This is a genomic window from Chryseobacterium sp. ON_d1 (assembly GCF_006829085.1).
Lineage (GTDB): Bacteria > Bacteroidota > Bacteroidia > Flavobacteriales > Weeksellaceae > Chryseobacterium.
On the sequence record NZ_BJTC01000006.1, the window covers coordinates 1 to 24,374 of the forward strand.

The window sequence follows — 24,374 nt, forward strand, 5'->3', positions numbered from 1 at the left end:
AATTATTACAATAACGACAGGATAAGACTTAATCTAAAAGGAAAGAGTCCGGTACAGTACCGAACTCTTTCATATAATAATATTGTTTAATTTTGTCTAAACTTTTGGGTGCAGTCTAATGAGCCTGAGGATTTTTTTTGATTTATTATGCAGAAGAACTCATTGATTCTTTGATTTTCTCACGATGAAGGATTCCCCAATTGACTAATGTTTCTGTTACCGGAAATACAGATTTTCCATATTCTGTGACAGCATAGGTTACCGTAATAGGTTTTGTATCCTGAATGGTTCTTGTGATCAGGAGATTGGTTTCCAGCTCTTTTAATTCTTTGCTCAGCATTTTTGCAGAGATCCCTTCAATACTGCGTTCCAGCTTTTTAAAATGAATCATCTGATCCGGTCTGTTCGTCAGATACCGTAAAATCATCAGTTTCCATTTTCCTCCCAAAACATCCAGACTGTCACGCATTGCAAACAGTTCTTCTGTACAGCTTGCTTCTCTTTCGATACCGTTTTCAATAATTTTTGCCATAATAGTTTCATGAAGGTAACTAGTTACCATTGGTTAACTAGTAGCAAATATAAACTATTCCCTTTTTACATTTGTGTATCAAATTAACAATAATGAAAGCAGTTATTTTAAATAAGAACGGAACACTGGAAAACGCACTGGTAGAGCAGCCAAAACCCAAAAGCAATGAAGTTTTAATCCATATTAAAGCAAGTGGTTTCAATCCCATCGATTATCAGATGCTGGAAAATGAACTGGAACGAAAACTGATCAGTTCCCCGATATTAGGAAGAGAATTATCCGGAATTGTAGTTGATATAGGTTCAGAGGTTACAGCATTCAATATTGGGGACGAAGTCTATTGTGGAAGCGGTTCTATGGGAAGTAACGGTACTTATGCAGAGTACATAAGCGTTCCCGAGGCCATTGTTTCTTTTAAACCAAACAATATTTCGTTTGAGCAGGCGGCTGCCATTCCTTCAGCAGGGCTTACTTCTTTACAGATCTTTAACCGTTTGAAATTAAACTCCGAAAATACAGTTTTAGTAACAGGAGCAACCGGAGGAGTCGGTTCATTTCTGATCAAAATTTTATTAGCACATAATATCCAACAGATCACAGCCACGGTTGGCAGCGAGGAAAACAGACAGATTCTTCTCAATCTGGGATTGAAAAATCATCAGATCATCAACTATAAAGAAGAAAATCTAATCGGTAATATTCTAAAAGCCAATAATGATCAACCTTTCGAATATGGAATTGATCTGGTGGGAAACTATATGTCTGAAGTGACCGCAGAGGTTTTGAAAATTAACGGAACCTATGTAGATGTGACCGCTTTAGTCACTAAAGATGCTCATGAAGCCCTGTTCAATAAAGGAACTATGATTATGAATATCTCCAATTATGCTTATGGGAAGATCAAAAAATATGATTACTATAAAAACAGCTTATTTGAAATAAAGAAACTTATCGAGAATGAAACAATTCCCCCTCCACAATATAAAATAGTTGGAACCCTTTCTTTGGATACTGTTATGCAGGCACATTCCATTCTAAAAAATAACCAGACCCAGGGTCACAAACTAATCATGAAACATTAATCTATGAACAAAATACCAAGACGGATCGTAACAGGAATAAAAGATGGAAAATCCGTTATTATAGAGGATCAGCAAGTAGAAAACGCGGTGGAACATTTTCCAGGACTTATCATTTCGGATGTATGGAATACTCAGACAATGCCGGCAAGCTTAGACTTTGAAATCAGAATTCCCAATACAGGATTTCCGCAAACGCCTAAAAATGGCACTTATTTCAGATATGTGGTGGTTCCGCCAGATAAAGATTTAGGCGTAGAGTGGAAAAAGAACAAACCTCATCCGATGATGCATCAAACGCCAACACTGGATTATATCATTATTCTTTCCGGCGAACTTTACCTCATCATGGAAGAAGGAGAAACGCTTTTGAAACCTGGCGACATCGTTATCCAGAGAGGAACGGATCATGCATGGAGCAACCGCTCTCATGAGCCTTGTATTCAGCTGGCTGTGCTGATCGATGCAAGTGGTCAGTTAGAATAATTGAAAGATTTAATGATTTAAAAATTTAAAGATTGGAATAGTTCTTACTCATTTTAAAATTCGTTAAAGAAAAAAATCTATGGGATCTGTGTAATTTGTGGGAAATAAAAAAGACTTTTAAAGTTGGGAAAACGCAAAGTCGCAAAGAAAAAATAAACAATAAGTTGTTTTATGGCGCAAGAAAATCAAAGATTTTCAGCAAAGATTAATCCATATAGTATTAGGAATATACAATTTTATCGCAGATAAAATCTTTGCGACTTAAAAATATCACCAAAGAAAAAACTTGCGCCTTCGCGTTTTCCAACAAAATTCAGAAACCTTAACTCACACAGATAAAGCAAATTTTGCAGATTTTTTTTTACTCAAACATCTGCGTTATCTGTATAATCTGCGGGAAATAAAAACAACTTTGCGTTTTCCAACAAAAACCTTCCAATTTATAAAGCAGAAATTTCCAACAGTTTCTGCTTCATTTTTTCAGGCGTCATCTGCCCTTCCTGATAATACACCAGATTCTGATGCTTATCCAGAAATACCCACAAAGGATACACAGGCTGATTTTTATTTTTTGACAAAGCCAGCGCCAGCTTATGAATTCCCGAATTTCCATTCTGCAGATATTCAAAATTCTGATGTTGGAAATGAATTTTCTCTTTTGTCTTCTCTGCCTCGAAATTGATAAAATAAAAATGTTCATTCATTATATTAACCAGCTCTTTATCTTTATTCAAACGGAAAGTTTCAATTTTACAGACCGCACACCAATCCGTATAAAGGTGAATAACTACCGGCTTCGGATTTACTTTCTGCAAAACCTCAAGATCAGAAAAAGTGCCTGTCTTCATCTGAGACAGACAAAAACAGGGCACTAACATTAAAAATAAAGCCAATTTTTTCATTTCAAAGTATATTTTACTCCCAGGAAACCTCTTATTCCCTGCATCGGTGCATAGCCATATGCCGTATCAAAAGTATAATGATTAGGATTATTGATGGGATCATCAACATGTTTATCAAATGGGTCAAATGGTCTCATCAGAGGATCTTTAGGTCTGAAATTGAACAGGTTTTTCATTCCGCAATACACCTCAAATCCTGATTTAAAGCTCTTAGACACCTGAATATTAGCCAGAGAATAAAATGGTGAATATTCCGGACGGAAGTCATTTACCAGAACAGGAAGCCGCATTGGTCCGTAAAACTGTCCTGTAAAATCAATGGTCAGATTATTCGCAAACTTGTAGGTCAGGCTATAAGTACCACTCCACTTCGGGGCATGCAGCTGTTGTGTCTTTTGATTTTCATTATCAAATTTCTGATACACATCCAGATAGGTCACTCCCAGATTAACACTCAAAGGAAACTGAAAACTAAAATCCACATTCAGGGAAGCGCCCCTTGAAATTCCGTATCCGTGAAGATTGTCATAAATGATTTTATCAGGATCAGAATCAAAATCACCTACGATTTTATTGCTGAAATACGTATAGAATGCGGAAGCATCAAGATTCAGCAAACGGTTTCCTAACGGAATTTTCCAGATATAATTCAGATTTCCGTTGACAGATCTTTCCGGTTTCAGGTCCGATTTTACCACAACCTCCCTTGAGCCTGTAAGCGCTGCATGATCTTCCGTAAACAGATTCACCACCCTGAAACCGGTTCCAAAGTTGAAACGTAAGGTATGATATGGATTAGGATTGAATTTCCATGCAAATCTCGGTGAATGTACGGAATGATGCACTTTATCATAATCATATCTGTATCCGAGCAGTATGGTATTTTTTTCATTGATCTCCCACTGATCTTGGATAAACGCACCCCAGATCGGAGATTTCATCGGCGCATTCGTGATACCGTCTGCAGCCAATGTTCCTGGTGTATTATCATCATAATAAGTTCTTTTGAAAGTAAGTCCGGCAGTGATATCATGCTTACCAAAACTTCTGTCCCAATAGGTTTGCACAAAAGCTACCTTTTGTGTCGCATTGAACGGATTGGTACCATAAAATGAATTCTGATCATGATAATTGTAAGAAAACTGAGTAACAATATGTTCCTTCATCGGCCATTCGTACAACCCGAAAACCTCTGCTCTGTTGGTATAAATACTTTCTCCATACACTTCATCGCTTCCACGGAAAGATTTGTTCCACTGCATTTCTCCCCCAAAACGGTCTTCATACAGATATCTCATCGCAAAACTGGCCTGTCTGTTTTCTTTTCTTTTAAAATTCCATTTGTTGAAAACCGAAATCCTGCTTTGCAATGTAGCATCCGTAAAATTATCTTTATTCTGATCTATCCTTTCCTGAAAACTGAAATAATTCAAACTTAATAATGAAGCTGCATTCTTGCCCACATTAAACTTCGTAGAAAGATCCAGATTATTCTCACTCCATGTGCTGGTCATCAGATCTACACTCAGCTTGGGAGCGGTCAAAGCATTTTTAGTGATAATATTAATCACTCCTCCCATGGCTTCAGAACCGTAAATGGAAGACGCCGGGCCTTTTACCACTTCTATTCTATCCACCAAGCTATTAGGGATTCCGCTCAGTCCATAAACAGTGGAAAGTGAACTTACAATCGGCATTCCATCAATCAGGATCATCGTATAAGGTCCTTCCAGTCCGTTGATATGAATATCTCCTGTATTGCACACAGAACAGTTCAGCTGAGGTTTTACCCCGTTCACCATTGCAATAGCCTCGAAAATACTGGGAGTCGGATTTTTCTGAAAAAATTTCTGACTGTAGATCTCCACTGCCACGGGACTTTTGGATCTGCTCATGGGTTTTATAGTACCGGTCACCACTACATCTTCGATGTTACTTGTCTTAAATTCCTTCTTCCTCACTTTCACTGAATCCTGGATTTTAGTCTGCTGTAAACTCAAGCTGTCGGTCTCCTGCGCAAAACAATAAGTTGATAAAAAAATGACAGAAAATAATATTCGCTTCATGAAATTAAAATTGTTAGACAAATCTAACAATTATTTTTCAAATACAAAACTTTGACTGAAAAATATAGATTCATCCAATTCATGAAAAATGATTAAATTTGAGAAACTACATATGAAAGTAAAATGAGATATCATCAATCGGGAAATATCCCACCAAAAAGGCATACGATCTTTAAGTCTCCGGAAGATAAATTTTACTATGAGCAGCTTTTCGGTACGGAAGGCTTCCATGGTATTTCTTCTCTGCTATATCATATCCACCGCCCTACTCAGATCAAATCTATCGGTGAGCCGAAAGATGTCACTCCTAAAATCGCTGTGGAAAAAAACATCACTCCAAGAATGTTTAAGGGAATGAATGTCACACCTGAGGACGACTTTATGGACAGCAGAAAGATCCTTTTGATGAACAGTGACCTGAAAATGGGATTGGCAAAGCCGAGAAAATCGATGGATTATTTCTACAAAAATGCAGAATGTGATGAGCTTTTATACGTTCATAACGGAACCGGAATTTTGAAAACATTTGTAGGAGATCTTGAGTTCGTAACGGGAGATTATCTTATTATTCCGAGAGGAACGATCTACCAGGTGGAGCTGAAGTCTGATGATACCGTATTTTTTGTCTTAGAAAGCCACTCTCCTATTTACACTCCGAAAAGATACAGAAATGAATTCGGGCAGCTTCTGGAACATTCTCCATTCTGCGAAAGAGATATTATCGCTCCAGCTTTCAAAAAACCGATCGATGAAAAAGGAGAATTCCTGATCAAAGTAAAAAAAGAAAACCAGATTACAGATTTCATCTACGCAACACACCCGTTTGATGTAGTGGGCTGGGATGGCTATTTTTATCCTTATAAATTCAATATTAAAAACTTCGAACCGATTACCGGAAGAATTCACCAACCGCCACCGGTTCACCAGAATTTTGAAGGACACAATTTCGTAGTCTGCTCATTCTGTGCAAGAATGTATGACTACCATCCACAGGCAATTCCTGCTCCTTATAACCACTCCAATATTGATTCTGATGAAGTATTGTTCTATACGGAAGGTGATTTCATGAGCCGTAACCATATTGATCTCATGGATTTTACCCTTCACCCGGGAGGCATTGTACACGGACCACACCCTGGTGCTATGGAAAGAAGTATCGGTAAAAAATTCACGGAAGAATATGCTGTAATGGTAGACCCTTTCCGCCCTTTAAAAATTACTGAAGAAGCTTTGAAAGTAGAAGATCCATCTTATAAAACTTCATGGCTGGAATAAAACATTAAAATACTTTTCTTTTAATCGAAAAAGTATTACTGAATACATACAAAAGACGCTTTAAATCCTTTATTTAAAGCGTCTTTTTTCGTAAATTTGTAAGGTATGGTTAACATATTAGCCATCATTATTTTTCATGACGCATCCTAAGTAATGGTGGTTTAAAACAAAATCAATATTACATGTTAGAAAGAATCAGATTAGAAAGTCTACACCAAAAGGTAACAACAGCTGAAAACGCTGTAAAAATGATTAAAGACGGCATGACCATCGGGTCCAGCGGTTTTACAAAAGCAGGTGACAGCAAAGCTATTTTGCCGGCACTTGCAGAAAGAGGAAAAACAGAAGATCTCAAGATCACCCTAATGACCGGAGCTTCACTGGGGCACGGTACAGACGGGAAACTGGCAGAAGCCAATGTCCTGAAAAAAAGAATGCCCTTCCAGGTAGATCCTATCCTAAGAAACAAAATCAACAACGGAGAAATTCTCTTCATTGATCAGCATTTAAGTGAAAGTGCCGAGCTTCTTCACACCAAAAACCTCCAAAACATAGATGTAGCCATTATTGAAGCAGCCTATATTGAAAGAGACGGAAGCATTGTTCCTACCACTTCTGTAGGAAATTCGGTAACCTTTGCAGCTTTGGCAAAAAAAGTCATTATTGAAATCAATACAGAAGTTCCGGAAGAAGTCTATGGAATCCATGACATTTACCAGGCAGAAGATTATCCTTACAGAAATGTTATCCCAATTGTAGCTCCTTGGAATAAAATCGGAAGAAAAAGCATTCCCGTTGACCCCAATAAAATTGAAGCCATTGTTTTTACTAACCGTAAAGACAGCCCGGCAGATATTGCAGAACCAGACGAAAAAACAACAGCCATTGCTAAACACCTTCTTGCATTCTTTGAAAACGAAGTTCTTTTGGGTCGCCTTACAGACCGCTTACTTCCCCTTCAGGCCGGTATCGGTAAAGTAGCCAATGCTGTTCTGACAGGTTTCAAAGACAGTAATTTTTATGATCTGACCATGTTTTCCGAGGTACTTCAGGACAGTACATTTGATCTGATCGATTCCGGTAAACTGAGCTTTGCTTCGGCATCGTCCATTACCGTTTCTCAGGAATGCTATGAAAGAGTTTTAGGAAATCTTTCAAAATATAAAGACAAATTCGTTTTAAGACCTCAGAATATTTCCAATACACCGGGACTGATCAGAAGATTGGGAGTTATCGCAATCAATACAGCTATTGAGTTTGACATCTATGGAAATGTGAATTCTACCCATATCGGAGGAACAAAAATCATGAATGGAATCGGAGGCTCCGGAGACTTTGCGAGAAATGCCTATCTAAGTATTTTCGTGACTCAGGCCGCATCAAAAGGCAACAACATTTCGCATGTCCTTCCCATGGTTTCTCATACAGATCATACAGAACATGACGTTGATATTCTGGTAACGGATATCGGATTGGCAGACTTAAGAGGACTGGCTCCTAGAGAAAGAGCCCAGAAAATTATTGACAATTGTGTTCATCCTGATTATAAAGAAGAACTCCAGTCCTATTTCGACAGAGCCTGCGAAAGAGGGGGACATACACCTCACCTGCTGGAAGAATCTTTCAGCTGGCATCTGAGATTTTCTGAAACAGGAAGTATGAAACAGAAAAAATCGGTTGAAATTTCTAATTAACCTGAGATTAGTTTTAAGAAAAATTAAAAAATAACTGGCCGTCATTTACTCTCTTCGAGTGAATGACGGCTTTTTAGAATGAACCATATATATCGGAATTAATTTTTATATTTAAAAGATTTTAAAAAGCGTAATCCGAAAAGCTATATGAGTAGGAAAAAACTAAATACAATTATCTATGAAAAATCTTAAAAAAATGAAGAGAAACGAGTTAAAAAATGTAAAAGGAGGAGATAATCCTACCCGCGTTGTTTGTTTACAACTTATGAATCAATTTGTAGAAGCAATTCCCGAAGATTTTTGTGCTAATCCAGAAAATTCATCTCATACAGTATGTGTATGTAAAAGACTTTATGGTCTATAATATGATGCTAAAAGTATAATCGTCGCATTAATAAATTAGCTTATCAAAAACTACTGTAAGCGATGAATATAACTTTTGTATAAATTATCAGATTCTTAAAAAATATTTTATTCTAATTAAACTGAGTCAGGTTTAAGTAAAGTTAAAAATAATAGACCGTCATTTACTTTCTTCAAGTTGAATGACGGCTTTTTTTTAATAAGCAAATACGATCAGGCTAAAAGCTTCAACTGATTAAAGCAATAACTTTTAATCCCAAATTCTATTTCTATTCTTCTTATTCCGAACTAAGTCTAATTAATGACCCACTATAAAAAAAAGCAAACAAATCACTAAATATCAAAAAAATTAAATCCTAACCTTTCACTATTTATTTGTTTTTTACAAGATGATAAAAGTCTTTTCAATAACTTTAAAATATTTGAAAAGGATATTATTATAAAGATTATCTTTGAAATAAGAGAGGTATTTTATGAAGTGAGAAACACGATTGACACCCTGTTAAAAAGATAAAATATGAATAATTACATCAGCGCAGAAGAAGCAATATATACGGTAAAAAGCGGAAACCGTGTCTTTTTTCACGGTAGCGCCTGTACTCCTAACTACCTGATCGATGAACTGGCAAGACAAGCTGGCAGACTGCAAAATGTGGAGATGGTTTCTATTACCCAACAGGGGAATGTGGAAGTTGCAAAACCAGAATACAAAAACAGTTTTTTTATCAATTCTTTGTTTGTTTCCACTCCTGTACGTGATGCCGTAAATTCCGACAGAGGAGACTTTGTACCAGTATTCTTAAGTGAAATTCCTATTTTATTCAGAAAAAATATTTTACCGCTGGACGTAGCTCTGGTTACCGTTTCTCCACCGGACAGACACGGCTTTTGTACATTGGGCACCTCTGTAGATATTGCAAGAGCAGCAGTAGATACAGCAAAAATCATTGTGGCCACTGTCAATCCGAGAATGCCGAGAACACATGGGGACGGAATGATCCATATCAGCAGAATTCATAAACTGGTCTGGCATGAGGAAGAACTTCCTACGGTAGATTACGGCTCAAAAGTGGGTCCTGAAGAAATGCTGGTCGGAAAAAATGTTGCTGAACTCATTGAAGACAGATCTACTCTTCAGATGGGTATCGGAACTATTCCTGATGCAGTGCTGAAATGTCTTACCAATCATAAAGACCTCGGAATTCATACAGAAATGTTGAGTGATGGTGTTATCGACTTAATCCAGAATGATGTGATTAACAACAAATACAAAGGTTACAACGATAATAAAACCATTACAAGTTTCTGCTTCGGAACCAGGAAACTCTACGATTATGTGGACGACAACACCGTATTTGCTTTCAGAGATGTAAGTGAGGTCAATTTTCCGATTAATATTATGAGAAACAAAAAAATGGTGGCCATTAATTCTGCCATTGAAATAGACCTTACAGGACAGGTTTGCGCCGACTCTATCGGAACACTGCAGTACAGTGGAATCGGAGGACAAATGGATTTCATGCGTGGTGCCGCTTTAAGTGACGACGGAAAACCCATTATTGCAATCACTGCGAGAACCAAAAAGGGGATTTCCAGAATTGTTCCTTTCCTGAAACAGGGAGCCGGGGTGGTAACAACAAGAGGACACATTCATTATGTAGTTACAGAATACGGAACGGCATATTTATACGGAAAAAATCTTCGTCAGAGAGCACAGGAACTTATCAGCATCGCCCATCCGGATGACAGGGAAATGCTGGAAAGAGCTGCCTTTGAAAGATTCAAACAGTGACAGTCAAATCAAAGAATTTCAGGCTGTTTTTGTATCTAAAAACATAAAACATTACGCCTGAATGTATAAAATCATAAAAAAAGTGCTAATATTTTGGCAGTATTTTTGATAAAATTCTTTCAAAAACAAGGAAATTGAAAACTATATATAATTCGATACGAGAAGAAGTTGTAAAGCATTCGAAAGTAAGAAATTCTGTTTTGGGGAATGTGAATGAGTGGAAGAGAAGCCATTATATTATTCTTTCCGAAATTATTAAAGATGAACTCTCGGAAGCAGAAGAACTGAAGGGAGGGAAAAAATTCGAAATCGGAAATACCATTTCCCATGTCACTCTGCAGCGTTTCTTTGAAAATGATTATCAGGATAAAACCCATAGTGATCTCAGGTTTTTAAAAACATTGGATAAAATATGTATTTTCTTAGGATATAAAGATCTCAATGATTACATACTGACGATCAAACATAAAAAAGAAGATGACAACCGGGAAACTGATGAAATTTCATCCATTATACAGATGGTTTACGACTATTGTGCTACCGCTTTTGAGTTCTGCAAGCAGTTTCCTGATCATAACACCAGCCTGTTTAAAGAACTGGTTTTTGATGATTCTCCATTTTTAGAACGGGTTTCACAATTTAGCAAAGAATTGTGTGATAAAGATTTTCATCTGGTAACTAAAAACAACAGATCCAACTACGAAGTTTTTGACATTCATGTCGTTACTGATGAACCGGATAAGAAAATCCTGGAATCCCAGGAATTCTGGAACCTGTTGTTCAAAGTAGGAGAAACCGGAGAAGAGCATTTTGTAAATCAGCTGAGTACCCAGATCTACTTTATACGGAAAGTAAATGACTCCTGGAAAATCTGGGACAATTATAATCCCGATGCCGGAATGCTTAACAGAAAAATAGAAACCATCTAAAATAAGAAAGCCGCAGAGAGTATCTACGGCTTTCATGTTTCGAAATATTTTTTCTCACTTGTATTTTGTATAACAAATGTAGGTAGACGATTTTAAACGTAAGAAACTTAAATATACTTAAGTAAACTTTTCTTTAACATTATGTTAAATATCTTCAATGAATCCGAAGTAATATTTTCGCAATGTCCAAGTTTTTTGTAATTTGCATACCAATAAAATAAAAGTAAAAGAGAAAATATGTCAACACTTACATTTGCCGAGAAAATAGCTCAAGCAGAAAATTTCTTGCCGATTAACGGTACAGATTATATTGAGTTTTATGTAGGAAATGCAAAACAGGCTGCCCATTATTACAAAACCGCTTTCGGTTTTCAGTCTGTAGCTTATGCCGGTCCTGAAACAGGAGTAAGAGACCGTGCATCTTATGTGCTTCAACAGGGAAAAATCAGATTGGTATTAACAACAGGACTTAAGTCTGATTCTCCTATCAGTGAACACGTAAAAAAACATGGTGACGGAGTAAAAATTTTGGCACTTTGGGTAGATGACGCCTATGCAGCTTTCGAAGAAACAACTAAAAGAGGCGGAAAACCATATTTAGAGCCTGTAACGTTAACTGATGAGCATGGTGAGGTAAGAATGTCCGGAATCTACACCTATGGAGAAACCGTTCATATGTTTGTAGAAAGAAAAAATTATAATGGAGCTTTCATGCCTGGTTACGAAAAATGGGAAAGTGATTATAACCCTGAAGAAGCAGGCTTGTTATACGTAGACCACTGTGTAGGAAATGTTGACTGGAACAGAATGATCCCGACAGTAGAATGGTATGAAAAAGTAATGGGATTTGTAAATATCCTTTCTTTTGATGATAAACAGATCAACACAGAGTATTCTGCATTGATGTCTAAAGTAATGTCAAACGGAAACGGATATGCTAAATTCCCGATCAATGAGCCGGCAGAAGGTAAAAAGAAATCTCAGGTAGAAGAATACCTTGATTTCTATGAAGGTGAAGGTGTACAGCACATCGCTGTTGCTACAAAGGATATTATCCACACTGTAACCGAACTGAAAAAACGTGGTGTTGAGTTCCTTTCTGCTCCACCTGAAGCTTATTATGACATGGTTCCTGAAAGAGTAGGCCATATTGATGAAGATCTTAAAAAACTTCAGGAGTTAGGTATACTTATTGATCATGATGAAGAAGGCTATTTATTACAGATCTTTACGAAGCCTGTAGAAGACCGTCCTACTCTATTCTTCGAAATTATTGAAAGACACGGCGCACAGAGTTTTGGTGCCGGAAACTTCAAAGCTTTATTCGAAGCATTAGAAAGAGAGCAGGAAAGAAGAGGTAATCTTTAATTTACATTTACAATATAGGTTTTGTCAGAATATAGTATTCTGGCAAAACTTTTTTATAAAACACAGTATATGAGAAAACTTTTAATTGGAATTTTCCTTCTGGGAGCATTAGGGCTTAAAGCTCAATACGGAACACTGAACGAAATTCTCAACCGACTTGAACAAAGAAAAGGCATCAATCAGCATCTTGAAAATGTAAATATTGACAGCAAAAAATTCGTCTTCATTAAAGATGAAACCGATCATACAGAAAGGGACTTTATTATTATCAAAGGAAATAATGCCACTTATGTAGAAGTTTTTGATGATAAAGCAACAGGAGAAAGCAGCTCCAATGTTTTCACAGGTGATATCATCAGGAAAAAAAATATTATTTCTTTAAGAGCAGATATGCTTGAGAATAAAAAAATCCCAATGCCAGTCACCAAGACGTTATTGCTGACCCAGCAGGATAATATCCTGTACCTCATCGATATCAATACCAGAGACAGATGGATAGACGAAGCCTCTTACTCAAAAAAGACAAAATAAATGTTCCGGGGAATGCTCCGGATGATATTTAATCTAACTAAAATCTAAACTTATGAAATCATTTGTAGACTATTCCTCAAATTCGGATTTTTCTATACACAATATTCCTTTCGGAGTCGCAGTTTTTAATAAAGAATACATCGGATGCTGTACAAGAATCGGAGATCAGGTCATTGATCTGGCTACCTTGTATGATCTTGGCTATTTCGAAGATATCGAAGGATTGGACGATAATGTTTTTGAAGCATATACCATCAACGAATTTATCGAACTGGGGAAACCGGTTACCAACGCCGTTCGTACCAGAATCCAGGCTCTATTGCAGGAAGGGTCAACTTTATCAAAAGACCAGAAAACGATTGAAGAAGCATTCTATGATCTGGATAAAGTAAAAATGATGATGCCTGTTCATATTCCTAACTACACAGATTTCTATAGCAGTATTGAACACGCTACCAATGTTGGAAAAATGTTCCGTGATCCGGCCAATGCTTTATTACCTAACTGGAAACATTTACCGGTAGGTTACCACGGAAGAGCATCCTCAATTGTTGTTTCCGGAACAGAAATCAACCGTCCGAAAGGTCAGATGAAACCTGCTGATACAGATAAACCCGTTTTTGGACCATGCAAGCAGTTGGATTTCGAACTGGAAATGGCATTTATCATCAATAAAAATACGGAGATGGGAGAAAGTATTTCTACCAAAGACGCAGAAGATGCTATCTTCGGAATGGTCATTTTTAACGATTGGTCTGCAAGAGATATCCAATCATGGGAATATGTTCCGCTGGGGCCATTCCTTGCTAAAAATTTCGGTTCATCCATTTCTCCATGGGTGGTTACCCTTGAAGCTCTGGAACCATTCAGAACAGCTTCTCCTGTACAGGATCCTGAAGTTTTAGATTATTTAAAATTTGAGGGTGATAAAAACTACGATATCAATCTTGAAGTATACATCAAGCCAGAAAACGGCGAGCAAAACCTGATCTGCGAAAGCAACTACAAACATATGTACTGGAATATGACCCAACAACTTGCACACCACACCGTAAACGGTTGTAACGTAGAAGTAGGTGACATGTATGCGAGCGGAACTATTTCCGGAAGTGATCCGAAATCTTTCGGTTCTATGCTTGAGCTTACATGGAGAGGCCAAAATCCTTTATCATTAAGCAACGGAGAAGAGAGAAAATTCATTGAAGACAATGATACGGTTACCATGAAAGCATGGGCTGAAAAAGATGGTGTGAGAGTAGGCTTCGGGGAAGTTTCAGGTAAACTTATTCCGACACTTTAATTTTTATTTAAATTTTAACTTTGCACAATAACTATTAAACCTTATAGGTTTTGAAAACCTATAAGGTTTAGTGTATGACACTGCTAGAGATATGCTGTTAAACAGTTAATATTAGAAGTGTCATGCTAAGCGGAGTCGAAGCACCTTTTTAATATCATTTGAATACTTAAGTTAAATTAAGTGTTAAAACCAAAAACATGAAAACAGTAATCCCCTCAGAGATAACCTCTGTACAGCTACAGACCATTATGCAGACAGCCGTTTCACCGCGCCCGATTGCACTGGCTTCTACTGTGGACAAAGACGGTAACAGTAACTTATCTCCATTCAGTTTTTTTAATATGTTCAGTACAGTTCCTCCGGTTCTGATTTTTTCACCATCGAGAAGAGTACGTGACAATACCACTAAGCATACACTGGAAAACGTTCTTGAAGTGCCTGAAGTAGTAATAGGAACAGTGAATTTCCCGATTGTACAGCAGATATCTTTAGCCTCTACAGAATATGAAACCGGAGTCAATGAATTTATCAAATCCGGTCTTACGATGAAAGATGCAGACCTTGTACAGCCTAGACTGATAGAAGAGTGTCCTGTTAATTTTGAATGTAAAGTGTTAGAGGTAAAACCATTAGGTGATCAGGGTGGCGCAGGAAACCTTGTCATCTGTGAAGTTCTGAAAATTCATATCAGGGAAGAATACCTGAACGAAGCCGGAAATCTGGATCAGAAAAAACTGGATATGGTAGCCCGTTTAGGCAGTAACTGGTATTCGAGAAGCAATGAGAGCAGTCTCTTTGAAGTACCAAAACCTTTGGTAACAAAAGGAATCGGTTTTGATCAGCTCCCGGATGCCATAAAATACAGCAAAGTATTTACAGGAAATGACCTTGGAATGCTTGCCAATACCGAAATATTACCTGCCGGAGACTTTCATGCTGATGAAAACATTCACCTTGATGCCCAGAGATTACTTCTGGAAAGTAAAGTTGAAGAAGCATGGACCGTTTTGACCATTAAATAAAATAAAAGAAGCCTGAAATTTCAGGCTTCTTTTATTTTATAATGGAAGTTAGAGGCTGGAAGTTTATAAAAACTTAAGTAACTTACAGTTTTATAACTATTTTTGATTTCAATAGATGTTGGAATGCCATTACCCCAGCTTCTGTCTTCCAGCTCCCTTTCTTATTTTGCTTTCAACGATTCAGAAATAGTAATTTTTCCTTTTTCAGCAAAGTCTGTTATCTTGCCATTTTTATCAATAGAAACATTCAGATTATCATTTTTGGCATCATAATAAATGCTTGTAGCATATCCCGGGCAGTCGTGCTGCTTACAGCCTGTCAGTTTATAAATTCCATTCTCTGATGCAATAGGGCCTTCCACATTGAAATTCTTCACCATTTCATCGTATTGGGATCCTGCCAGTTTTTTCAGTCTTTCTGATATCCCCTTATCTTCAAAGAATTTAATATCATGTGGATATTTACCCACATTCTTGGTGATAATATTATCAGGAGCCGGAGCAGAGGGAGATGGTGATGCAACAGAATCATTTTTTGGAGTTGAGACAGTGTCTGGAGGCATCGCCGTAGTAAGAGTATCTGTAGTGCTTACAGAAGATTCTGTTTTTGTTTCTTTTTTACACGAAACAAGACATAGTGAAAGTGCAAATGCGCCTGCAATAATTTTTTTCATAATGATACTGATATGGTGGTTCATTTATAATAACGTGTTTTTAAATGTTTTATTTCAATTTTTCTTTGATAAAATCAATACATTTTTCGGTTACAGTATTCAGATCTTTGGGTAAATCATTTTCTGTCCATGGTTCTTTTGCTCCGAAAGTATGGTTGGCATTTTCAATCAGAAAAAGTTCGGAATTCGGGTGAAGAAGATGTAGATGCTCAGCCTGTTTTACTTCTACTGCTTCATCCTCTGTTCCATGAATAATCAGCAAGTGGGCTTTGGCCATTTCTGTAGCCCTTTCCACATCAAAACGGTGAATATCCTTTTCATAATCCTCATAAAACTGATAATAATGCGGCATTTCCTGTCTGGTACGCCCGTTCAGTGCATAATATACGCCATTATTTTTCCAGCTTTCAAAAGATTCTCCTTTAGGAAAACGGTCTAATGTATCTACACTCGCCAATGTAATCAAACCGTTGATTCTTTCATCTTCGGATGTTTTAATAATGGAAATCCCTCCTCCCCTGCTGTGTCCTATCAGAACTATTTTTTCTTCGTCCACATGCGGATCTTTACTGAAGTGATCGATTACCACACTAAGGTCAGATAATTCTTTAGAATAATTATTATGGCCAAAAGCCTCAAGATCTCCAAAATTCAGTGGATCATCTGTTGTCGTTCCGTTATGTGAAAAATTAAATTTCACAAAGAAAAATCCGGATTTCGCAAACTTTTCAGCCATCAGACTCCAGGCTCCCCAATCTTTATAGCCTTTATATCCGTGAACAAATATCACTAAAGGAAGCTTCTGCACGGTATCCTGATAAAAAGCATCTGCAAGAAAACCTCTTGTTTCTTTATTTTCCAGGTATATATTATTTTCGGTAATCAGATTCATAAAACAAATTTTTCTTTCCATTTAAAATGGAAATTTATGAAAAAAACTCTGTTTTAAAATCTTCAATTCCTTATTTCTTTTATTTAAAGTCAGGTTAAAGTTTATAAAAATAGCCTTATTTTTGCCTCATGCAGAATTTAAGAACGGTAACCGTGATGCGTTACATTCTGCCCCTGAGAGAAGGAGGATCTCTTCCGGCTCTGGCAGAAGCTGATGATGATTTCAAATATGTATTAAAATTCCGTGGTGCAGGCCATGGAGTTAAAATGCTGATATCCGAACTTTTAGGGGGTAAGATTACCGAAGCTTTAGGGCTTAAAATTCCTGAGCTTGTTTTTGTCAATCTTGATGCTGATTTCGGCAGAACAGAAGCCGATGAAGAAATCCAGGATCTGCTGAAATTTTCCGAAGGTCTGAATCTTGGACTGCATTATCTTTCCGGTTCTATCACCTATGATCCCGGAGTAAGTGTGGATCCGCTGCTGGCTTCAAAAATTGTATGGCTGGATGCATTTATCACCAACATTGACCGTACTTTTAAAAATACAAATATGCTGATGTGGCATAAAGAACTCTGGATCATTGATAATGGTGCTTCGTTCTACTTTCATCATTCATGGCAGAATTTTGATACAGCAGCAAGAACACCTTTCAAATATGTGAAAGACCATGTGCTTCTTCCCAAAGCAAAAATGCTTGATGAAGCAGACAGGTTTGCTCATGAAGTTCTGAACGAAACATTATTCAGGGAAATTGTCAATATGATTCCTGAGGACTGGCTGCAATGGAATGATGCTGACGAAACACCGGATGAAATTCGTGAAATCTATTTTCAGTTTTTGAAAACCAGATTGGAAAATTCTCAAATCTTTGTAAACGAAGCTAAAAATGCAAGAGGATAAAATATATGAATATGCGGTAATACGCCTGGTACCTAAAGTTGAAAGAGAAGAATTTTTCAATATCGGACTGGTGATGTTTTCTAAAAAAGAAAAGTTCATCAGGGTAGAGTTTTATTTGTGTCCGGATAAATTTAAGCTGATGCACAGCAAGCTTGATTATGACGATATCATCCATAATCTGGAAAGCTTTCAGAAAATTGCGAATGGTGATAAAGATGGCGGTCCTATTGCGCTGCTTGATATCCCGGAACGTTTCCGATGGCTGACGGCTGTAAGGAGTGCTGTTGTTCAGACCTCCCGCCCTCATCCGGGAAAATCCAAAGATCTGGATGCTACTTTTGGTAAGCTTTTTGAGGAGTTAGTAAAATAAAGCATCCTTAAAAAATTTAATATGAATTTATCAATAAACAACATATCAATTTACAGGTTTTTCACAAACCTGTTTTTTATTTCATTTTTAAGTTTTTCCAGTTTATTTTTTTCACAAGACCTACCATTAAGACCAACTAAAGCTCCTGCTGTAAAAAGCACATTACTTCCTGAAATAGCAACAGTTTCTGAGAATATTGTTTACAAAACCAACAGAAAGAGCCAACCTCTCGCCCTTGATCTCTATACTCCTAAGAACAGTACTGATGAAAAACTTCCGGTATTGATCTACGTTCATGGAGGCGGATGGATAGAAGGCGACAAAATAGTTAATGCCGATAACTATCTTGAAACGACTATAAAAAAACTCATAGGCAAACAATATGCGGTGATCAGTATCAACTATACGCTTTTAAATGACAGCACTCATTTTCCTTTGCCTTTGGAAGATACCAAAGACGCTGTAAGATGGGTCAGAAAAAATGCAGAAAAATATCATTTTGATACCAGCAACATCGGCCTTTTCGGAGCTTCAGCGGGAGCTCACCTTTCTCTGATGGCAGCTTATACACCAGACAATACTTATTTGGGTAATCCTGAGCTTTCATCCTATTCTGCTAAGGTAAATTATGTAATTGATCATTATGGCCCTGCAGACCTCAACAAACTTTTCCATACAAGATTAGGGACAATTCCGGTAGGAATGATCGGACTAATGTCCAAAAAAATTGTCGGGTTACAGGAAAATCTGGTGAAAGGGATTTCCGGATATGATATCAGAAAAGATCAGGACAGGGCAATAGATTATCTTAAGACGATATCCCCGGTTAATTTCGTATCAGGTGGTGTTCCTACTTTAATTGTTCAGGGAAATAATGACAAAATTGTTCCTTTGAGTCAATCCAAAAAGCTTCACAGAAAATTAAACAGAGTAAAAATTCAAAACTCTTTAATTGTGGTTGAAGGTGGAGTCCATGGCTTTGGGACTACAGACAAGGGTTATCTTGATAAGATAACAGATCAAATGGTAGACTTTATTCTTTCCCAGAAGAAATAATATACATAAAACTACGCAAAAACAATTAAATCACTACATATCAATACAATAAATAACGACAAATAATAAATATGCTAGATTGATATACATATTGGTATTTTTTATTTAAGAATTAATTACCTTGGCTAATGATTAAACTATTGACAATAAAAACAATAATAATTTAATCATTCACTAATAAAAACAAGCAATATGGATTCACTAAACAATATCAATGCGCTTACTCTCATATTTGTGTCTGTTCTTATTTTCGCAATTGCTTACCGGTTCTATGGTATTTTTATTGCCAATAAAGTTCTCCGTTTAAACGATCAGAATATGACCCCTGCTGTCGAGTTTGCAGACGGGAAAGATTATGTCGCTACCAACAAAAATGTGCTTTTCGGACATCATTTTGCGGCCATTGCTGCTGCCGGGCCATTGGTAGGGCCTGTTCTCGCGGCACAGTTCGGATACCTTCCCGGTGCATTATGGATCCTGATCGGATGTGTGCTGGGTGGTGGTGTGCATGATATGATTGTACTCTTTGCTTCTGTGAGGCATAAAGGGCAGAGCCTTGCTACCATTGCTTCCAAAGAAATCGGAAAAGCAACGGGAACTGTTGCAGGATTTGCTATTCTTTTCATTCTTATTCTTACACTCGCAGGATTATCATTAGCCTGTATCAATGCAATGCACGAAGCTTCATGGTCTCTTTTCACAGTAATCATTACCATGCCTATTGCGATCATTATGGGCCTGATTATGCGTTACAAAAAGAACAGTGTCCTGTTTGCGAGTATTCTTGGAGGCATTCTTCTGGTGGCAGGAATTATCAGCGGACACAGTCTGATGCAGAACCCTACAATGAATAATTTATTTTCATGGGATATTAAAACAATTTCTATAGCGATTCCTCTGTATGGTTTTATTGCTTCTGTATTACCGGTATGGCTTCTTTTGGTTCCAAGGGATTATCTTTCGACTTATTTAAAGATTGGAACCATTATTATGCTGGCGATCGGTGTAATTGTTATTCACCCTACCATACAGATGCCTGCCATTACAGCTTTTGTTAATGGTGGTGGTCCTATTATTGGCGGCCCGGTACTTCCTTTTATTTTTATTGTAATTGCCTGTGGAGCGATTTCGGGATTCCATGCAGTGATTGCTACGGGAACAACTCCTAAAATGCTCAATAAAGAAAGAGAAATCCTTTTCGTAGGATATGGAGCTATGCTCGTGGAGGGATTTGTTGCATTAATGGCACTTATTGCAGCCTGTACACTGATGCCCGGCGATTATTTTGCAATCAATACTCCTAAAGAAGCTTATGACTCTTTCCTTGCTGCACATCCTTCACTGCACGGAGTAGATATTGATTATTACTCACAGAAAATAGGTATTGATCTCTATGGAAGAACAGGAGGTGCCGTATCTCTGGCTGTGGGAATGGCTCATATTTTCAATAAAATCCCATATATGGATCAGCTGACAGCCTATTGGTATAATTTCGCCATCATGTTTGAAGCGGTCTTTATTCTTACAGCGATTGATGCAGGAACGCGGGTGGGACGTTTCTTTTTACAGGAAATGCTGGGTTCTGTGGTTCCAAAATTCAATGATAAAAACTGGATTCCCGGAATCATTATCAGCAGCCTTCTTTTCACTTTTGCCTGGGGATATCTTGTGTATACAGGAAATGTCAACAGCATCTGGCCCTTATTTGGAATCAGTAATCAGCTATTGGCTGCCTGTGGACTGATTGTCAGTACAACGATGCTGATCAGGATGAACAGAGGAAAATATGCCTTATGTTCTGCTGTTCCCGGAGTTTTTATGGCAGGGATTACATTTTGGGCCGGTTACATTCAGGTGACAGCCATTTATATTCCCAAAGGACAATATTTACTGGCAGCTTTAGCGGTAACGGCAGTGGTTCTGATGCTTATTGTTTTTATCGGAGCTTTCAGGAAATGGTATCAGCTCCTTCAGATCAATAAGACAGAGATTGATCATTATGGGGAACCTGTGAAGGAGCTTGTGGAAAGATAAGATTCACATTAAATAAAAAGAAAAACAGTTCAGAAATTCTGAACTGTTTTTTTATAAGCATTATCTGTTATTATATTAAAAATTGAAATTAAGTCTTGCAAAAACATATCTTCCGTTCTGTCCAAACTGAGAAGTGGAACGTGAATAAACGAACTGATCATTATTTGTAGAAGCGGGAAGGTTTTTCGTTGGATAAATATCAAATAGGTTATTGACCCCCAAAGTTAATCCTAAATTTTTGGTAAACTGATAGGCAGCAGAGATATCTGTAATGATTTTATCTCCGATCTGCTGATGTTCGTTAAAATCAATAATTCCGTCTCCGTTTACATCAATAACATCAGCACCTGTTACTTTTCCGAAATAGGTATTTCTCAGATAGAAGCTGGCATTCTTCCATGAAAGAGTATGGGAAAGACTTGCTTTTACTCTAGGTACAGCTTCTTCCAGATACACTCTCGATTTTTCAGAGAAATAAATCTTTTCAAGTGCCGGAGACTGCAACAATCCTGATGAGTGAACCGTTCCTACCTGTTTGGTTTTATTAAGATTAATAGCAAAGTTGTTATCCAATTTAAATCCTGAGAATCTTAGATTGTGTGAAATCACAACATCTACCCCTTTTGTTTCTGTATCAATCGCGTTGGTAAAGAACTGGGCGCCGTTTACATTTAATTTATCATATTCTTTTTGTGCATCAGAAGGCACGTCCTTTTTTAGGAACTGGTCCGTAAGAATGATACGGTTATCAATTCTTGTAAAATAACCGTCTGCTGTGAAACTAAGCCCTGCTGACGGAATTCTGTAGGTAAATCCGACACTGGCAGATTTTGAAGTTTCCTGCTTCAGCTTTGGCATATTCAGCTGTTGTGCCAGCTGAGAATCATTACTGAAAGTCCCTACTTCCAATAGTTGATTATTGGTAAACAGTGTAGAGGTTACATTATAATAAATCTGGTGGATGGATGGCGCTCTGAATCCTGTAGAACCAGCAAATCTCACATTGAAATCAGGAGCGACTTTGATCCTTGAGGCCAATTTATAATTGAATGTTGATCCGAAATCAGAATAGTTTTCATATCTCGCCGCTGCATCTACCAATAGCCAGTTGGTAAAATTAAATTCAATATCTGCATAAGCTGCTAGTGACTGTCTGTTTTTATTCACTGCATTTTCAGGTTTAAACCCGTTGAATACCTGTGATCCTCCCGGCAAGGGTTGTCCGAAAAAGTCTGTGGCTCTCTGACTTGGATCTCCGTTCCAGATATTTCCAAACTGGTCATAGGTCTGATAGGAAGCTTCTTCTCCCTGGTTAATTTTAAAGTTTTCATAACGGTGCTCTCCTCCGAAGGCCACGTTAATCCCTTCCCATACATCATATTTTTTAGAGAAATCTAAATTGATGGTATTCTGAGAAAACCTTAAACCACCTGCATTGAATTCATTGGGTGAAGCAAAGCGCATTGAAGTGTTTCCTGTATTTCCGATGTTGTATGTAAAAGAGTTTTGTCCGAAAGTATTACTGAAGTCAATATTCCAGCCATCCCATTTCCCCTTAATTCCTGCAGCCAATGAAACATCCTGAATGTCCGTTCTGATCTGTGGAAGGTAACCGTTAGGATATAATCCTGTAAAGGTTCTGCTTTCTCTTGGTCTTCTGTAAAATCCACCGGAAGTTCCGTGTCTTAAGCTGTATCCACCAAAAGTATACACTTTCCAGTTGTCACTGACAGGGATCTCAGCATTCACAAAAAACTGATGATTATTCAGTTTAGACTGCCCAACCTGCATATTAAAATCTTTTCTGGTCTGTCCTCTGTAGCTCAATTCCTGATCTGTTACATCAGCACTGAGTAAAGACCAAAGTCCTTTCTGAAGAACATTCCCTGAGGCGTCAGTAATGTCTTTGAATGTATTTGCATTTTGTATATCAGAGAGTTGAGCTGCACTAAAGTAGTTTACCCCCTGAGCATACTGGTGTACATAATTAATAATTTGCTGTGAATTGGGAGTATTATTTATATTGGTAAAAAGAGAAGATAAATTGACTCCATCATTCAAAGCACGCTGCTCTATGGCATTATAAGCATTATAGATTTTTCCACTTTCAGTACCCGCTCGGTATGTAGGATTTCTGAATTGTGAAGACCAGGTAATATTAAAGAATCCACCTTTGGTCCCGATTTTATTTCCATAGTTCAAATCCAGCTGAATATTCTGACCGTCAAAATCTCCGGTATGGTCATTGGCCGTAGGGGTAAGATTACCACCATAGCTGATCTGACCTGTCAGTTTACCCGTATCTCTTTTCAGATCCAGGTTAATAACACCGGCAATCGCATCAGATCCGTATTGAGCTGCGGCTCCATCTCTCAATACCTCTATCCTGTTTAAGGCAAAAGACGGAATAGCATTAAGGTCAGTACCCACCGTACCTCTTCCCGGTGTTCCGTTCACATTCACCAATGCTGAAGTATGTCTTCTTTTTCCATTCACCAGCACCAAAACCTGATCTGGTCCCAGACCTCTCAGCTGAGCAGGATCCAGATGGTCCGTACCATCAGAATTGGTCTGAATCGTGGAAGTAAAGGAAGGTGCCACAGCATTGAGTATTTGTCCAATATTGGTCTGTGGAAGGATTATGGAAGACTCCTTCACATTGAATACATCTACAGGAACCGGGCTGTCGGTTTTAGACCTGGCTCCGGCCCTTGAACCCAATACTACTACTTCTTCTACATTATTGGTCTTTATGCTGTCTTTATTTGTTTTTATACTGTCTTTTTCCTGTCCGTAAGTAAATACGCCGAGGAAAAATAAAACAGAGGCCGAAAGAATAGTTTTCTTATTATTCATAGTTTAGAATTTGATAACATTTATGTTTTTACAGGGTGCAAATGTAAAATTTATTTATTAGTCTACAAAAACAATAGACTTTGTTTTTGTAAAAAATTGTTATCGTTTCTGTCTATCCCTCACTTAAAGTTAAGATAAATTAAGGAAATATTCATAAAAAATATTGCACTTATCGGTTATTATTTCGGCCGCAACGGCACTTTGTTCAGCAGAGGATTTGTCTTAGCTAAGTGAAACGACATTGTGAACGA

At 37.6% G+C, this 24,374-nt stretch carries 22 protein-coding genes; 16 read left to right on the forward strand and 6 right to left on the reverse strand.

Features of this window, described 5'->3' with window-relative positions:
- On the forward strand, positions 1-90 hold a 90-nt coding region (locus tag CRS_RS24810; RefSeq protein WP_142724007.1), incomplete at its 5' end, for an IS3 family transposase.
- Positions 91-145: 55 nt separating this feature from the next.
- Here CRS_RS24810 and CRS_RS10455 read toward each other — a convergent pair.
- On the reverse strand, positions 146-532 hold the full coding sequence (locus CRS_RS10455) for a helix-turn-helix domain-containing protein (protein ID WP_041462152.1): 387 nt from the start codon (positions 530-532) through the stop codon (positions 146-148).
- 92 nt (positions 533-624) lie between these two features.
- On the opposite strand from CRS_RS10455, the gene CRS_RS10460 reads away from it, so the two are divergent.
- Together CRS_RS10460 and CRS_RS10465 are read left to right on the forward strand one after the other, a co-directional pair.
- The gene (locus CRS_RS10460) at positions 625-1,614 is read left to right on the forward strand and encodes an NADP-dependent oxidoreductase (RefSeq protein ID WP_142724008.1); all 990 of its coding nucleotides are present in this window, start codon (positions 625-627) and stop codon (positions 1,612-1,614) included.
- Between the two features lie 3 nt (positions 1,615-1,617).
- Positions 1,618-2,097 carry a cupin domain-containing protein gene (locus CRS_RS10465; RefSeq protein ID WP_142724009.1) on the forward strand — a complete coding sequence of 160 codons (480 nt, stop codon included), beginning with the start codon at positions 1,618-1,620 and terminating at the stop codon, positions 2,095-2,097.
- 440 nt (positions 2,098-2,537) lie between these two features.
- On the opposite strand, the gene CRS_RS10470 is transcribed toward CRS_RS10465, so the two are convergent.
- Positions 2,538-2,999, reverse strand: coding sequence for a thioredoxin fold domain-containing protein (locus CRS_RS10470; RefSeq protein ID WP_142724010.1), 462 nt, complete (start codon positions 2,997-2,999; stop codon positions 2,538-2,540).
- A complete protein-coding gene (locus CRS_RS10475) occupies positions 2,996-5,065 on the reverse strand; it encodes a TonB-dependent siderophore receptor (RefSeq protein ID WP_172617034.1) in 2,070 nt (689 codons plus the stop codon). The genes CRS_RS10470 and CRS_RS10475 overlap by 4 nt, the downstream gene beginning before the upstream one ends.
- 123 nt (positions 5,066-5,188) lie before the next feature.
- On the opposite strand from CRS_RS10475, the gene CRS_RS10480 reads away from it, so the two are divergent.
- The 9 genes from CRS_RS10480 (at position 5,189) to CRS_RS10520 (ending at position 15,339) form a co-directional block, all read left to right on the forward strand.
- Positions 5,189-6,340 (forward strand): homogentisate 1,2-dioxygenase, encoded by a 1,152-nt coding sequence (locus CRS_RS10480; RefSeq protein WP_142724012.1) that lies wholly within the window; start codon positions 5,189-5,191, stop codon positions 6,338-6,340.
- Positions 6,341-6,522: 182 nt separating this feature from the next.
- Positions 6,523-8,034: a succinate CoA transferase gene (locus CRS_RS10485; protein ID WP_142724014.1), complete on the forward strand. Its 1,512-nt coding sequence runs from the start codon at positions 6,523-6,525 to the stop codon at positions 8,032-8,034.
- 178 nt (positions 8,035-8,212) lie between these two features.
- The gene (locus tag CRS_RS10490; protein WP_142724016.1) at positions 8,213-8,398 is read left to right on the forward strand and encodes a hypothetical protein; all 186 of its coding nucleotides are present in this window, start codon (positions 8,213-8,215) and stop codon (positions 8,396-8,398) included.
- 516 nt (positions 8,399-8,914) lie between these two features.
- The gene (locus CRS_RS10495; protein WP_142724017.1) at positions 8,915-10,189 is read left to right on the forward strand and encodes an acetyl-CoA hydrolase/transferase family protein; all 1,275 of its coding nucleotides are present in this window, start codon (positions 8,915-8,917) and stop codon (positions 10,187-10,189) included.
- A gap of 134 nt (positions 10,190-10,323) precedes the next feature.
- The gene (locus CRS_RS10500) at positions 10,324-11,118 is read left to right on the forward strand and encodes a hypothetical protein (RefSeq protein ID WP_142724019.1); all 795 of its coding nucleotides are present in this window, start codon (positions 10,324-10,326) and stop codon (positions 11,116-11,118) included.
- A gap of 237 nt (positions 11,119-11,355) precedes the next feature.
- Positions 11,356-12,486, forward strand: coding sequence for a 4-hydroxyphenylpyruvate dioxygenase (hppD, locus tag CRS_RS10505; protein ID WP_142724021.1), 1,131 nt, complete (start codon positions 11,356-11,358; stop codon positions 12,484-12,486).
- A gap of 69 nt (positions 12,487-12,555) precedes the next feature.
- Positions 12,556-13,017, forward strand: a complete 462-nt coding sequence (locus tag CRS_RS10510; RefSeq protein ID WP_142724022.1) for a hypothetical protein — start codon at positions 12,556-12,558, stop codon at positions 13,015-13,017.
- Positions 13,018-13,069: 52 nt separating this feature from the next.
- Positions 13,070-14,317, forward strand: coding sequence for a fumarylacetoacetase (gene fahA, locus CRS_RS10515; RefSeq protein WP_142724024.1), 1,248 nt, complete (start codon positions 13,070-13,072; stop codon positions 14,315-14,317).
- 197 nt (positions 14,318-14,514) lie between these two features.
- Positions 14,515-15,339 (forward strand): flavin reductase family protein, encoded by an 825-nt coding sequence (locus tag CRS_RS10520; protein ID WP_142724026.1) that lies wholly within the window; start codon positions 14,515-14,517, stop codon positions 15,337-15,339.
- A 161-nt stretch (positions 15,340-15,500) separates the two neighbouring features.
- On the opposite strand, the gene CRS_RS10525 is transcribed toward CRS_RS10520, so the two are convergent.
- On the reverse strand, positions 15,501-16,013 hold the full coding sequence (locus tag CRS_RS10525) for a hypothetical protein (protein ID WP_142724028.1): 513 nt from the start codon (positions 16,011-16,013) through the stop codon (positions 15,501-15,503).
- 49 nt (positions 16,014-16,062) lie between these two features.
- On the reverse strand, positions 16,063-16,905 hold the full coding sequence (locus tag CRS_RS10530) for a S9 family peptidase (protein ID WP_142724029.1): 843 nt from the start codon (positions 16,903-16,905) through the stop codon (positions 16,063-16,065).
- A 128-nt stretch (positions 16,906-17,033) separates the two neighbouring features.
- Here CRS_RS10530 and CRS_RS10535 point away from each other — a divergent pair, with 128 nt between their 5' ends.
- From CRS_RS10535 to CRS_RS10550, 4 genes are all read left to right on the forward strand, one after another.
- Positions 17,034-17,807 (forward strand): HipA family kinase, encoded by a 774-nt coding sequence (locus CRS_RS10535; protein ID WP_142724031.1) that lies wholly within the window; start codon positions 17,034-17,036, stop codon positions 17,805-17,807.
- The gene (locus CRS_RS10540; protein ID WP_142724032.1) at positions 17,794-18,177 is read left to right on the forward strand and encodes a DUF3037 domain-containing protein; all 384 of its coding nucleotides are present in this window, start codon (positions 17,794-17,796) and stop codon (positions 18,175-18,177) included. The genes CRS_RS10535 and CRS_RS10540 overlap by 14 nt, the downstream gene beginning before the upstream one ends.
- Positions 18,178-18,198: 21 nt before the next feature.
- Positions 18,199-19,233: an alpha/beta hydrolase gene (locus CRS_RS10545; protein WP_142724033.1), complete on the forward strand. Its 1,035-nt coding sequence runs from the start codon at positions 18,199-18,201 to the stop codon at positions 19,231-19,233.
- Between the two features lie 192 nt (positions 19,234-19,425).
- A complete protein-coding gene (locus tag CRS_RS10550) occupies positions 19,426-21,267 on the forward strand; it encodes a carbon starvation protein A (protein ID WP_172617035.1) in 1,842 nt (613 codons plus the stop codon).
- 75 nt (positions 21,268-21,342) lie between these two features.
- Here CRS_RS10550 and CRS_RS10555 read toward each other — a convergent pair whose 3' ends face one another.
- On the reverse strand, positions 21,343-24,123 hold the full coding sequence (locus tag CRS_RS10555; RefSeq protein WP_142724034.1) for a TonB-dependent siderophore receptor: 2,781 nt from the start codon (positions 24,121-24,123) through the stop codon (positions 21,343-21,345).
- Positions 24,124-24,374 lie beyond the last annotated feature (251 nt).

Excerpts from the sequence above, each read along its gene's own strand:
- CRS_RS10455 (WP_041462152.1), bottom strand. The coding sequence starts at position 532 with ATGGCAAAAATTATTGAAAACGGTATCGAAAGAGAAGCAAGCTGTACA.
- CRS_RS10460 (WP_142724008.1), top strand. The coding sequence starts at position 625 with ATGAAAGCAGTTATTTTAAATAAGAACGGAACACTGGAAAACGCACTG.
- CRS_RS10465 (WP_142724009.1), top strand. The coding sequence starts at position 1,618 with ATGAACAAAATACCAAGACGGATCGTAACAGGAATAAAAGATGGAAAA.
- CRS_RS10470 (WP_142724010.1), bottom strand. The coding sequence starts at position 2,999 with ATGAAAAAATTGGCTTTATTTTTAATGTTAGTGCCCTGTTTTTGTCTG.
- CRS_RS10475 (WP_172617034.1), bottom strand. The coding sequence starts at position 5,065 with ATGAAGCGAATATTATTTTCTGTCATTTTTTTATCAACTTATTGTTTT.
- CRS_RS10480 (WP_142724012.1), top strand. The coding sequence starts at position 5,189 with ATGAGATATCATCAATCGGGAAATATCCCACCAAAAAGGCATACGATC.
- CRS_RS10485 (WP_142724014.1), top strand. The coding sequence starts at position 6,523 with ATGTTAGAAAGAATCAGATTAGAAAGTCTACACCAAAAGGTAACAACA.
- CRS_RS10490 (WP_142724016.1), top strand. The coding sequence starts at position 8,213 with ATGAAAAATCTTAAAAAAATGAAGAGAAACGAGTTAAAAAATGTAAAA.
- CRS_RS10495 (WP_142724017.1), top strand. The coding sequence starts at position 8,915 with ATGAATAATTACATCAGCGCAGAAGAAGCAATATATACGGTAAAAAGC.
- hppD (WP_142724021.1), top strand. The coding sequence starts at position 11,356 with ATGTCAACACTTACATTTGCCGAGAAAATAGCTCAAGCAGAAAATTTC.
- CRS_RS10510 (WP_142724022.1), top strand. The coding sequence starts at position 12,556 with ATGAGAAAACTTTTAATTGGAATTTTCCTTCTGGGAGCATTAGGGCTT.
- fahA (WP_142724024.1), top strand. The coding sequence starts at position 13,070 with ATGAAATCATTTGTAGACTATTCCTCAAATTCGGATTTTTCTATACAC.
- CRS_RS10520 (WP_142724026.1), top strand. The coding sequence starts at position 14,515 with ATGAAAACAGTAATCCCCTCAGAGATAACCTCTGTACAGCTACAGACC.
- CRS_RS10525 (WP_142724028.1), bottom strand. The coding sequence starts at position 16,013 with ATGAAAAAAATTATTGCAGGCGCATTTGCACTTTCACTATGTCTTGTT.
- CRS_RS10530 (WP_142724029.1), bottom strand. The coding sequence starts at position 16,905 with ATGAATCTGATTACCGAAAATAATATATACCTGGAAAATAAAGAAACA.
- CRS_RS10535 (WP_142724031.1), top strand. The coding sequence starts at position 17,034 with ATGCAGAATTTAAGAACGGTAACCGTGATGCGTTACATTCTGCCCCTG.
- CRS_RS10540 (WP_142724032.1), top strand. The coding sequence starts at position 17,794 with ATGCAAGAGGATAAAATATATGAATATGCGGTAATACGCCTGGTACCT.
- CRS_RS10545 (WP_142724033.1), top strand. The coding sequence starts at position 18,199 with ATGAATTTATCAATAAACAACATATCAATTTACAGGTTTTTCACAAAC.
- CRS_RS10550 (WP_172617035.1), top strand. The coding sequence starts at position 19,426 with ATGGATTCACTAAACAATATCAATGCGCTTACTCTCATATTTGTGTCT.
- CRS_RS10555 (WP_142724034.1), bottom strand. The coding sequence starts at position 24,123 with ATGAATAATAAGAAAACTATTCTTTCGGCCTCTGTTTTATTTTTCCTC.